The following is a 13,421-nucleotide window of genomic DNA, read 5'->3' on the forward strand; positions in this document are numbered from 1 at the left end:
CCTCAAGCATTCACCACGGCTTTCAGTGCAAGGAAGGGTCAATGGATTTCAGCTTTGGAACAGTCAGGACGTTCGGTAAAGGATGGTTTTTTGTTCACGTGCTCGCAGGAGTGTTTTCGTCCTCGGCGCTGGCGGTCACTCAAGAGATTCGCGCCAGTTTCATTCCCGATCCCGCCAATCCGCAAAACAATCAATTCATCAACCAGACCCCGCAGAGTGGTTATTGCGCCACGTACGTCAATGATTGCAAGGCCTACAACCTGTCCGGTCTACGGTTGCCACTGCGTTTTTCCGCAATCCACGCCATCGAACCCGGAGCGCCCGAACGGGCCGGGGCGACGCTCAAGGCGCCAGCGCAGTGGCGAAGTCTGAACGTCTCGAATGTGGTGACGGGGGAGTCGCATCCCGTGGAAATCCGGATCGGAGCCCTTGGATCGCAATATGTCCTGAGCGACACCGTGACCGATCTGACGGGTGCCTCGAACGATCTGGAGGGACACAATCGATTGTGGGTCGGTGGCTCATGGGGAGGTGCGCCCGGCTCCTGTCAGCATGGCGCGATGGCCACCTACGGGCCTGACAGTTATACGTTTTTCTGGCGGACCCCGAGCGATTCGGCGTGCAGCAAGGCAGCAGCCTACTCCATTCCGTGGATGACCTACGACTACCTGGATCTGGGTTACGAACTGCGCACCCCCGATCCCTTGGTCATGTCGGCGGGGCTGTACACGGGGGAACTGAGTTACTCCATCGCGCCTGGCGGCGACTTTGACATGGGCGACAACATGCTGCCGGACAATTCGAGCCTTACCTTTCGCTTCGTACTGGATGTCCAGCATGTACTCAAGGTCGCCCTGCCGCCGGGTGGCAACAGGATCGAACTGGTGCCGCAGGGCGGCTGGCAGGCCTGGCTTCAGGAAGGACGCCGGCCTGCACGACTGTTCCGGGATCAGACCTTCAACATTTCCGCCTCTTCGAAATTCAAGATGTTCTTCCAGTGCGAGTATGGCGGTATCGGTGCCTGTGCCCTGCGTGATACCGAAACCGGCTCGACGTTCCCGCAGGTCTACCTCAGCGTGAGCCTGCCTCACGGCATCACCGACATGGCCGGTCAACCGGTCAGACAAAGGCCTCTGACGGACGATTCGCAGGGGACGATCTTTCAACCCAAGCGCGTTCTGGAGCGGGCGGCGGGCACCTTGCACTTTGAAATACCGGCGTTCTACGTGGAGCAGATGTTGCAACCCGGCAAGGCCAGACGGTATGCCGGTAACATCACCGTGATCTGGGATTCGGAGGTCTAGGTCGCGCCTGTGCCACGCCCTGAAGGCAGCTGCCTTCAGGGCGTGGCGAGGGTCAGATCCTCGCCCGGCTCATGGCTTCGCGGGTCAGCCTTCTGCTCAGTTCCTTCTCCTGATAGCCGATGTCTCGCAGCAAGCGTTCGTAGGTCTGGTCGCTCATCGGTTCTGGTGTGAAGACTTCCTCCTCGGGTACGGACAGTTTGCGGGCAAGCTCACTGAGGGCATGCCTGCGCAAATAACGTTGCTCCGGCGGCAGGTGTGCCGAACGAACCCAGTCCTCCTGGGCCGAGCGCAGATCCTCCAGCAGATCGAATTTTTCCAGGTGAACACGTTTATTGCTTTCGTATTCTCCAGGCCAGGTCTCACGCAAGTACGCTTCCCAGAACGGCTGCTCGATCATCTGGTTGACCAGACCGTCGCCTGTCTCGCGCTCGATCACTGTGTCGTACGCACGGTCGATGGTCGCGTCATCGACCCCGGCGACCGGGCGAAACTTCATGGCTTCGGACTGCCAGGGCAGTTCCAGGCGTTTGGCCAGACCGGTTTCATAGGCCAGATGCACCTCGACCTCATCGGGGTTGCCCTCGCGCGCCCGGATGTCTGCCCGGGCGATCTCGCCGACTTGTCCAAGGCGCGCCGAGCCCTTGGCCAGCGTTACCAGCTTGCTTTCCAGTTCCGCGCGGTGGGTGGAAAACGAGCGGGCCTCGGAGGCAAGTACCTTGACGCCCATGTTGTTGAACAGTTGGGCGCCGGCATCCTCGCAGCCTTCAGGATCGGTCGACATGAGGAACAGGTCTTCGCGCAGCGGCGTATCGATGTCCATGGCACCTATCATTCGCCATACACGGTCGGTCAACTGGTCCTGCGCCTCTCCCCCCTGCTCGTAATCGGCGGAACGGGTCAGGTCTTGCAGAACCCTGAAAAATCCGTCGGAACCGGGTTCGCTGGCCACCGCATGCCAGGCTTCCGCCCGGTAGGCACCCACGCCCGCCGTTTCTTCCATAAAGGACGTGTCGACAGAGACGGGCCACCGTTCGAGCAGGTCATCGGCGACAGTGGAATAGGTGTCGTGAGGGGCCCTGCCCACCGACGTTCTGTACGCCTCGAATGTGGCGCGCGCGGACGACGACAACCGGTCCCCGTGAAGTCGGGAACGTGCAATCAGCTGCGCTTCATTGGAGCCCAGAGGTACCTGGGGGACATCCCTGATCGTGTTCATCCGCAGGTCCAGAAAGAAGCCTCGAGGCCGGGCCTTCGCAAACAAACCCTCGGGCCAGGCGTCGATATGGGCGTTCACCAGGCTCAACACCTTGAGTCTGGGCATCCGCTCGATATTCGGCGGCGTGCCCAGAGGGTTGTCATCCAGCCTGAGGGTTTCAAGGCGTGTCAGATTACGCAGTTGCTCGAGGGCGGGAGGCGTCAACCGGATCTGATTGTCGTTCAGGCGCAGTGTCTCGAGCAGCCGCATCTTGCCGACGCTTTCAGGGAGTGCGGGCAATCCACAGCCTCTGGCGCTGAACTGACGCAGATGATGAAAGTCCTTGAGCAGACCGTTCGGTGCCGGGGAGAACCGTGAGCCATCCAGGTTCAGGGTCGTGACCTGTTCGAGCCAGGGCTTGAGCTCGCTCGGCATCTCCCGCCACCAACGTTCAAGATCATGGGCGAGAAACTCCTTGGACAGATCCAGCGCATAGCCGCTCTCCAGGCTCGTGGAGCGCTCGCCGAACACTTCGGACTTTCTTTCGAAACACTCCAGCAGCCGGTCGGCGATGAAGCGTCCGCCCTTGCGATGATAGTCCCAGTAGCCTTGAGGCAGGTTGGTATCGGCGGCATCGGGATCCCAATTGCTAAGGTAGCGTTGTCGCCACTGTTCGAGTTCCTGCTTCAACGTCTTGAGCTCGCGTTCAAGCCGATCGATATGCGCATGAGGATCGCCATTGGCATGCAGCGATCGGCTGAAAGCCGCTACTTCGTTTTCGTTGAAATGCGGATAGAGGTTCCTGACTTTTTCTTCCACGGTCCGGGCATCTCTGGACAGTCCCCCTCCGCGCAGCAGCAACTCGGTTTCCAGTGGTACGACCGGGCGGATCGGGGGCCGGGCGAGTAATGTCCTGCGCTCGGCGGGCGCCTGGGTTTTGGCCATCACCCATTGCCTGAACATTTCTCCCTGCCCGGTGCGATAGCCCAGGGCCGCGCGCTTGTCAGCAGGCAGCGCCAGCAGGATGGCCTCATACAAGTCGCCGGCCTCGTGCAGTTTATTGTTCGTGCCGTCGCGCACTTCATATTGGCCATGTTCGTCCCTGATCAACACACGTCGGGTCGTGGCCTCTGTACTGCCTGCGCTGCAGCGTAGCGGACCGTCGTAAGTGCCTTCGCGCACATCCATGCGTAAATCGGCAAACGTGTCGGTATGAAACTTCAGGGCATTGAGGGTCAGGCGTTCGGTGTCGACCCCGCTCAGTGCCGGCTCATGCAAGCCTTCAGCCGCGCGCGCAGCGCTGATCTCAAAAGCGCTTTCCCGGGCCTGGTCCTTAAGGCGCAGCGGGATGCGTCGCTCCTCGAGCATGACCTGCTGTTCATCGGGAGTCGCTCTTGTCAGCAGGGTTTCAGCGACCCTGGAAGGCAGTTGCGGATACTGCTGCTGCAGCAGTTGAACCCGGGCATCGCTGTTGTGATCCTTGAGTCGGTACTGGTACTGGAAGATGTCCGGCGTGCGGGTTTCCACGATATCCGCCAGTTGGTTGCGCAAGACCTGTGCCCGCTGGTTTTTCGGATACTGGTTGCCGAGCAAGGTCTTCATATCGGCATCGTCCAGAAAATTCACGAGCCGCTCCGGGAGCTTGCCGGCCATCATGTCGGCCAGGCTGATGCCGAGCGTCTGCCGGTCCGTGGCTTGCCGGTTGCCGTACTGTCGATAACTACCGCTCAGATCGGCATTTTCATAAACCTTCAGGGCTTTGTCGGCCGGCCAGCCGGGCATGTCCGGCACCATTCGTTCAAACCAGTACGAGGCCGGGTCCAGCGGCTGCCCCGAGCGGATCAGCCGACCCACGTTTTTGGCCTCATTCCAGGTGTTGAAGCGTGTGAGCGTGTCGGTCAACAGGGGCGGGGGAGCGGCATTTTCGACGTGCATGCGGCGCAGCGAAGCTTCCGGCGTCCCGCTGATATTGCGCAGGTGATCCTGTTCGGCGGTGGTATAGCCATCGACGCTATGACCAAGGCGTTGCATGAGCCTGGGCCCGTGCCAGTCTTGCGGTTTTTCGCCCTCATGGACCCAGGCTCCCTGACCGTTATGGCGCAGCTCGGGCGAATAGGCGTTTGGGCGTGTCGGGTGGCGAATCCGATGAAGTCCGCTGCGCGGGTCGCGCTGCACTTCGTAGTGCTTGCCCTCGAGTGGCAAAACAATCTTGCCGGCATGCCTGTGCAGCCCCAGTGCATCGGGGCGTGATGTCTTCGGTGGCGCCAGCTGCGGTTGTTCGTAAGGTCTGAGGTCCGGGTGCCAGAGACGGGTTTTGCCGTCGAACGACTGTACCGGTTTCATCCCCTCGACCAAGAGTGACGGTTTGAGCCCCAATGCGTGACCGGTTTCGGAACCGGCGGCAAAGATTTCCAGTTGCAGGACATCGGTCAGGACTCCCACCACATATTCTGCCGCCTCGACCCAATGCCCCTGGATCATGTCCACCACGCTCTCGACGGCGTCGTTGACTATCTGATAAGCGGTATAGGCCATCATCAGTTCGCCCAGTCCCGGAACAAAGGGCGTCATCACCAGTAGCGCGGCATTGAAGATGTCCGAGGCGATCTTCTTGAAGTTCTCCCACCAGGCCCAGCGCGCCTGGCTGTCGGCATCGGCGGTCGATACTGCGAGACCGCGCGCGTCGTTGAGAATTTTATTGAGTCGTTGCTGGTACAGATACTTCCACAGGGGGGCTGTGATCGGCGGTGCGCTGAATTGCAGCTGAGGTTTCTCGACCGGAGTTTCCCGCCAGGACGGTCGCGGATCCCCCGGTTCCCTGGCGTACCACTTGACATACGTCAGGCGCTGCTCGAGCCCGGCGAAAAAGTGCCCGCGCTGTTCCTGATCAACAAACTGGCTGAAAAACTGGCGATAGCTGATACCGGAAGACGGCAGCGTTCTGTTTGCCCGTAACTGGCGTGTCAGCTCGTCCATGAACGCCAGTGTGGAGGCATATTCCTTGAGCGGGTGGTCGGGGTCGTGCGGCACGTAGGCAATCATTTTCCGAGAGTGTTGTGCCTGTGCCGGGTCGGGGCGAATGATCAAGATCCCCGTCAAGGTCAGGTCCATCAGGCCCAGATCGCAGACGCACATGGCCTGACCGTCCAGTACCAGATTCTGCCGGCCCAGCAACAGCTCGCGAATCAATACGTAGGCATCGGGGCCAATGTCCTTTTTGATCTGCGCCATGCGGGCGGCAGCCTTCAGCGCAGCTTGCTGACTTTGCTCGACCCGTGTGCGCAGATAGGTCTCGGCGACTGGCTCCTTGTTCAGCAGGAATGTTTCGAGATGTGCCCTGTACTGGGCCCCGATGTCCAGTTCCCGGCACAGCGTCTGAAACTGGCTGATGCTGATTGTTTTGCCAATCGGCGAGACGTCGAACAAGTCGCGGGCCGCATCGGTTTTGATAATGAATGTTGAGTAGTGTTGATAGGTTTCACCGTGCGCGAAGTTGTGCAGTGCGGCATCGAGCATTGAAACGGTGCGGGCCCGTGACGCTTCCGTGATATCAATCACGTACCAGGGGGTTGTCGCCGCCGCGTAGAGTCTGACGTATGTATTTCTCACATCGACTTCGATATTGAACTGTTCGAGCAACTTCTTCTTCAGCAAAGGCTCGGCAAATGCATAAACGTCCTGCAGGCGCCCGAGCAGTCGATCAATGCGGTTCTGCGCACCCCAGGCGCGACGGTTGTCGGCTGACAGGCGTTCCAGCTCGGTTGCCGGCGCCGTCATCATCCAGGGCTCACGGTTGAACGATGTCTTTCTCAGCGTTCGGGCACGGTGCAACTGCATATCGCGGAATACCGGATCGATGCGCGATTTAATTAAATCGTAATGTTGCCCTTTATATGTGGATGTTGCTGTCATTGTGCAGGCCTTGAACAAGTAATGAATTCTCAGCCTAACGTTCAATGTCTCGATTAATTAGTTTAAATGCCTGTTGTCTCCGTGTCGGGTTGATACGTTAATCATTGAATATTGATATGTATAAAACACATAACTACCGCCCACTATCGGTTCAATCTGAAGCCAGGGCCACGGTCGTTGTCTGCGTGGCACGGCACTGTGAGTCGCTGCCCGGTTGCAGGTAAGGCATCAGAATCGGCGCCATGCCCTTGAGGACCTGTACCGGCAAGGCCGAGGTGAACTTGAAGTTCTCCGCCGAACGCCCCGGCACGAACGCGGTGAGCGTGCCGAAATGGTGGTCGCCGATGTAGAACACGAAGGTCGCCGTGCGGTTGATCGATTTCGAGCTGAGAATTCGCCCGCCGGAGCCGATGGCCTCGATCCGGTTGTCACCGGTACCGGTTTTTCCACCCATGGTCAGCGGTGTTCCATCAGCCAGTTTGAAACTGCCGGAAACACGTTTGGCCGTTCCCGAGTCCACCACCTGCGACAGCGCTTCACGCATCGCCGTGGCCACTTCGGACGGCATCACCCGTTTGCCGACGTGAGGATCATTGACCAGTTTCGTTTCGTAAGGCGTGCCGGCGGCAAAGTGCAGACTGTCGATGCGCAGGGTCGGCATGCGCACACCGTCGTTGAGGATGGTGCCGATCAGTTCGGCCAACGCCGCGGGGCGGTCGCCGGAGCTGCCGATGGCGGTGGCCAGCGACGGCACCAGGTGATCGAACGGATAGCCGACTTTCTGCCAGCGCTGATGGATCTCGAGGAACGCCTCGATCTCCAGCATCGTGCGGATGCGACTGTCACGGGCACCCTTGTGCCTGCTCTTGAACAGCCAGCTGTAGACTTCCTGACGCTCGAACTGGCTGGCCTTGACGATGTCCTTGAAGGTCGCGTCGGGGTGGTTGAGCAGGTAGCCGATCATCCACAGGTCCAGCGGGTGAACCTTGGCGATGAAGCCCTGATCCGGTAGGTCGTAGGTGCCGGGACCGTAGGCCAGATACAGCCGTTCCAGGCGTTCGTCGGTGAGTTTTTCGGTGATTTTGACGCCCTTGAGGTGCGAGCGCACAAAGGTGTTGAAGTCTTCCTGGCTGGCGTTGGGCAGCAGGTAACGGTGCACGGCGGCCATGCGGATCGGGGTCGGGCGCATGCTGTCGAGGAAGGTGTCGAGCCGGGCCTGGGTGTCCTTGTTCCGGTACTTTTTCCAGAACTTGAGCAGGAACGAGGTGCCCTCTCGGTCGGCAAACGAGGCGAGGTATTCCTGACGTCTTGGGTCGCGGTCGTCCTTGAGCAGTTCGGCGCTGTTGTTGGGACCTGAGTAGGTGGTGTAGCGCACCAGATCGCGCATCAGGCGAATGAACGGCAGGTTGATCGATTCGCGCAGGGCATCGCGCAGCGTCGGCAGGCGACCGTTGTCTTCCTTGCGAAAGTTATGGAACACATGCAGGCCGCCACCGGTGAAAAACGCCTCGCCAGGACTGGCCGAGTATTTGCGGTCGAGGGCGGAGGAGAGCATCTTCGACAGGTCGTGATCCTTGTTCTGGATCAGGTAGTCGATCACCCACTGGCTCAGGCGATCCTGATCCGGTACCTCGACTTTCTTCAGTTCCGGCACGCTCATGGCGCCGTACTTGTCATGCAGCTCCGCGATGATTTGCAGGTAGGTGGTGAGCACCCGCATCTTGGCGGTGGAGCCCAGTTCCAGTTTGCTGCCCTCATTGATGTCGAACGGCTGATCAGTGCTGTCGGTCTGCACCCGCACGCGTGAACCGTCCGGGGTCAGCTCGAACAATGTGAAGCTGTAGCGCACCTGAGTGGTGCTGGTGGGCGTCAGGAGGCGTTCGCCCATCAGGCCGATTTCAGCGGCATAGGCCGGGTCGGCCAGTCGTTTCAGGTATGCAGTGGCCTGGGTTTGCAGCTCGCCTTGCAGGGTGCTGGTAGCGGACAAGTCGAGGCGGTCAAGGTCGTACAGCGGACGGTTGAGCATCGACGCCAGCCGGCTGCGGGCGACACTGATGCCCTTGTTGGTTTCGATCGGCTGAATCGTCGGCTGGGTCTGCCAGTCGCGGTAGCTGATGGTGCTGGCCAGCGCGGCATCGGCCAGGGCAGCGTCGATCACGCCGTTCTGCTTGAGCAGGCGCAAGTGGCTGTTGGTCAGTTCGACCAGTTCTTCACGACCCTTGGTCAGGTAATGCGAAGGGCGGCGCTGGGCGATCATCAGCGAGAGCATCTCGCGCAGGGCCAGGCCCTTGTCCGCCATGGATTTCGGATCGGTGGCGGTACTGGCGAGTGTTCGGTTGGCCTCGTTGAAATCGGCGCCATACCAGACCCGCAGGCCCTCGGCCATGCCATGTACCTCACCATGCCCCGGCACCGCCGACAGCGGCACGCTGTTGAGATAATCGCGAACGATGTTCTGCCGCGCCGGCAAGGTGTCCGGGCCACCCTGATAGGCGCGCACGCTGGCGGAAATCATCTGGCGGATTTTCTCCGCGCCGGACACCGTCAGGCCATCGGGTGAATGGCGGTATTTCTCCAGTTGCGTGGCCAGGGTACTGCCACCGGCCGACTGCCCCGGCAAGTGCAGCAGCTTGGCAACTTGCGACCACGCGGCCATGCCGAAGCGCGGCCAGTCCACCGCCGGGTTGGCCATCGGTTGTTTTGGATCAAGTAGAAAACGGTTTTCGATGAACAGCAGGCTGTTGACCACCACCGGCGGGATCGAATCGAAACTCGCGTACAGCTGCTGCGGATAGTTGTACTGATACAGCGGCGCGGCGCGGCAATCGGTGATCGACAGCCCGGCCTGGATCTTTTCGGAATAGGGCACGAACAGGCCCTTGTCGGTGTAGTTGAGCAGGGCCGGGGAGAAGCGCGTCTGCTCGGTGATCACGTAGTTGCGCTTGATCAGCCGCGGCAGGAACTCGTCCAGCGAGCTGTAGCCCAGACGCAGATCGAACGGCCCGTTGCCCGGATAGCGGATCGCTTCGCTGGGCCCCGGTTGCAATTCGTACTTGAGTTTGGCGGCGTACTGGCTGACCTCGCGGGACTGAAAACGCGAGGTGCGCATTTCCTTCATCGCGGCCAGGCCCACGACAATCGCGATGATCACCAACAGGAGCCAGAAAGCCTTCCACCCATGCCGGTTGCGACGGGGTTTCTCAGGTACAGGCGCTTCATCCACACGTTCAGTCGGAACCACTTTTTCACTCGAATCGGTTTGCCACAAAGCGCCCATAGTCGATTGATCCATTCACGCAGATTGATCGGACTTGACTGAAGCTTAGTCGCTGGTTGGCGTCGGTGAAAAAATTGTGAAGGTCATCGAGCGGTGACAGGACCGAGCGACGGGGCGGTGAGGATCCGAAGCGCACAGGTATCGTCGCGCCTGTATCGGGAAACATAACAAGGTGAGCAAAAAGCTTCTGACTGACGCTCGCCAATCTGAAAAAAGTTGTCTGGATTTGCAATTGGTTGATGTTTTTTTCAAGTGTCAAATTCAAGTTGAGTGATGTTTATTAAAGTCTCATTTCTTGATTTGGAGTTGCATCGTGGGTACGTACTTCCGGTCTTTTGCACGCTTCGCGCCTGCAGTAGTTAATAATCTTGAAAGTTTAAACGATGAGTATTCCGAGGTGGTGCTGGCAGCAACTCCACCTGCACTTGTTAATATGTCGAAGTCCAATCTTGAGATGTTGAAAAAGATTACGCCGTCGAGACCTGATTGGCTGACAAGCGCGTCGCCTCAACAACTGGCGGAGGCACGCAGGGCCATAGAGGAAAGCGTGGCCGCGCATACTGCTTTCAGTGCCCTGATGGACCAGGTCAAGTCCCCGGAGGCGTTCGCCGAGCCACTGCTCAGGGCGAAGCTGAAGGGCGAGACGGGATCTGATATCGAGGTGCAAAGCTTGTGGCTGGCTTTCTCTCCTTCTTCGATATCCCCTTCGCGTCCGCCGACTGAACGTTATACATTTTTGCAAGCTGCCCTTCATAACTTCGATGAAGCAGAAACGGACTTCAGGTCATTTTCCCGTATCGGCTGGGAAGGCGATCAACCGACCGATAGGAGGATCAGTGCGCTTCGTTTCATCGAATTGTGTCGAGAGCTGGATGTCGGCCGGCTTTATCAGGCCCATATCCGGCAAGCACTGAAGCTGGATGATGCGACGGGTCTTAAAGCGCTGAGTGATGCCTTCACTGCTTATCAGAGCGCTTCGTTGAAAGCGTCAAGTCATGTTGCTGTGCTCAAGGGCGATATTGAGGCCAGACATCATCGGGCCCTGCTTGAAGTGGCTAACGGCAAAAAAGATGTGAAGGTTGACGGCAAGTCGCTCTGGTATCGCGGCATGAGCTTCATGAATATGCCATTGCACGGTTGCGCGATTTTCGAGATTGCCGATCCGGAAGACGATAGCGTTCTCGATAAATTGCTGCCAACAGTTGATGGATTCTGGCCAAACGACTTGATCGCCTGGATTCCGGATGATCCCGATCATCCGCTGAAACTTTATCCGAAGTTGACGGCACTCAAGACTCAACTTGTCAGCCAGTTTGTGCGCAAGTCCCAGGATGAAAAGGCCGACCCGCAAGCACCGACCGACTATCAGGTGTTTTTTAGCCGCTTCGTAAAACATAAAGACCGGCCGAAGTTTTTTTCCAGCTTTACCGAACTCGTCACTGCGAACGGTCCGAAAATCCGTCGTCAAAAAAAGGCGCCGGACTTTCTCCTGCAGGAGCTGATAGTGAGCCCTTCAGGCGATCGCTGGGATACGAGCCTCGACATCTGGCAGGTATCTTTCAGACGCTTCAGGCATCGATTATTGGCTGATGCACGCAGTGCCGCTGTGCCTACCGCTGACGCTGATGCTCGCGGACGCAGGGCCTGGTTTGCACAACTCCTGGACATTGGTTTGATGGCGTTGAACCTGCTGTCCTTCACGGTACCCGCAGTCGGAGTTCTGATGCTCGGCGTCACGGCGATCCAGCTGATGGATGATGTTTTGGAGGGACTTGAGGATTTGAGTCTCGGCGACCGGGAAAATGGCTGGCGGCTGATCAACGGGGTTCTGGAGAATGTGGCGATTGCGGCGGCTGGCGGCGCGTTGACAGGGAGCATTGCATCGGGAGGCCGCACGGAGTTCTTGCCGATCAAACTTGAGAGCGGACAGAAACGCTTGTGGAAACCAGACCTGACGGAGTACCGGAGCAACGTGTCGCTCGCCGATATCGAGCCCAATGTTCGCGACCAGTTTCTTGTCGCGAACAAACTGTATGTGCGTGTCGAGGGGCACGTTTATGAAAAACGTTTCGATCCAGCAACCAACACCTGGCGCATCATCCACCCCCGCAATGCCAGCGCGTATCAACCTTTCCTTACTGAAAACATGAACGGCTGGAGCCACAGTCCGCATCGGCCCGTACCGGTGCTATCGCCCGAATCCGCATCTGACGCATCCGTTTACGGTCCGCTTGTAACAGGCGAAGCGGCTTCGCTGGATGTCGCTGCCGCACATCCCGCTGCGGCGTCGGGCATCGATAATCGATTCAATGCCCGATATGCAGTCGAGGAGTCACTGATTCTGGGCCTTCAACCGAGCAAAGGCATTTACCGCAGTGTCGACGGACAATGGTGTTACATCCGCAATATCGACGACAGTGGGGTTGTGGCGGTGTATCAGATTCGTGATGCGTTCAATCTCAATGCCGAGATCGTGGACGTCAACATTGTCGATCCGCAGAGCAATCGGGCGACGGAGCTGCGCCTGCGGGAAGTAGCGCCCGACCGATGGCAGCCTCTGTCATTGAGAGGGGGCGCCAGGTCTGACAGTTCACTGGCTGACGGTCCTTCCTTCTTGCGCAAGCGACTGCCCAATGGTTTGTGGGAGCCGGAAATCGAAGTGGTTTCCAGCGCCGACGTGAGGCACCTGCCATTTGATTGGGGGGAGATGCATCAGCTTCCCTATTCCATCGAACCGACCAGCATTCATCAGGCGCTTGAGATGCCCGAGTTGGGTCGACTGCCCATTGCAACCGATCTGATGGAAGAAATCACGGGGGGATTGTCGAAGGGGACTGCGTCGCAACTCGACATGCGAAAAGGCGGGGGCAGCTTCCTGTTTACCATGCAGCGCATGAAGTATTCAGGTGCCGTGGAAGGGGAGTTCAATGCACTCAAAGTCCTCGATCTTGAGGCGGGTGATCTCCCTGAGCGTACGAACGCGATTTCCGCATACTGGTCGCCGCAGGGAGGTTACGTCGATATCCCCGTTCACCCTGGATGGGCGCAACCGGATCATGTCTTCACACCCGGTTTCAGCGGTTGCTCCCTGGTGGTGGATCAGATGGATGAAAACCTGCTTCGGGTCCGGCATGTCGAGGGCGGCAAGGAAGCTGCCCAATACAACGATCTGGCCCGGGAAGAGCATGGATGGGGACTGAGTGTCGCCATGGAGTATCCGGACTACGGACTCCGTCTGGACCAGAACGGCAATCCCGACTCGATCCTGACGGGCTTCGCCTTCATGAGGTACGACCGAACGGCTCGCGTCTGGAAACTGCACTATCAATCCAATCAGGGGGCGACCGCCATTGCCCGCTATTCGATGGCGCAACCGGGCTGGTTTTCCCGTCCCGATACGCTGGCTCGAGTCTTTGGCCGGACGAAAGTCTGGAGGGTCGAGACCCGGCCAGTGACGACCATCGAAAGGTCTGTCGCACCGGCCGGCCTGTGACGTTGCACCATTGCTGTGCAATACTCGGCGCCCATTTGCGCGGTGAATAATCCTCGAAATGCAGGATGGTTTGTCTCGTAAACCTGTTAATTGACGAGGTTTACGTCTGAATCAGATGCCTTATAGAGTGAAAAAACCTGTCGCAAGCTTTTTATACTGCATGCCCCGCTGATCCCGCAGGTTGCTTCTGCGGGACGGTTCTGCCCACGAAGCAGGGCCGGTATTTACCCAGGCGCAGGC

Annotated in this window: 4 protein-coding genes; 2 read left to right on the forward strand and 2 right to left on the reverse strand. The window is 58.7% G+C overall.

Going from position 1 to position 13,421, the window contains the following annotated elements:
• Positions 1-41 precede the first annotated feature (41 nt).
• Positions 42-1,304, forward strand: a complete 1,263-nt coding sequence (locus QRN46_RS00685) for a hypothetical protein (protein ID WP_011335778.1) — start codon at positions 42-44, stop codon at positions 1,302-1,304.
• Between the two features lie 52 nt (positions 1,305-1,356).
• Here the strand turns inward: QRN46_RS00685 and QRN46_RS00690 are convergent, their stop codons facing one another.
• On the reverse strand, positions 1,357-6,411 hold the full coding sequence (locus QRN46_RS00690) for an NEL-type E3 ubiquitin ligase domain-containing protein (RefSeq protein WP_285354169.1): 5,055 nt from the start codon (positions 6,409-6,411) through the stop codon (positions 1,357-1,359).
• Between the two features lie 151 nt (positions 6,412-6,562).
• Positions 6,563-9,688: a transglycosylase domain-containing protein gene (locus QRN46_RS00695; protein ID WP_041475421.1), complete on the reverse strand. Its 3,126-nt coding sequence runs from the start codon at positions 9,686-9,688 to the stop codon at positions 6,563-6,565.
• A gap of 313 nt (positions 9,689-10,001) precedes the next feature.
• Between QRN46_RS00695 and QRN46_RS00700 the strand changes: the two genes are divergently transcribed.
• Positions 10,002-13,181 (forward strand): dermonecrotic toxin domain-containing protein, encoded by a 3,180-nt coding sequence (locus tag QRN46_RS00700; protein WP_285354170.1) that lies wholly within the window; start codon positions 10,002-10,004, stop codon positions 13,179-13,181.
• Positions 13,182-13,421: the final 240 nt, after the last annotated feature.

The sequence above is a fragment of the Pseudomonas sp. lyk4-R2A-10 genome (genome assembly GCF_030209075.1).
In the GTDB taxonomy this organism is placed as follows: Bacteria; Pseudomonadota; Gammaproteobacteria; order Pseudomonadales; family Pseudomonadaceae; genus Aquipseudomonas; species Aquipseudomonas glycinae.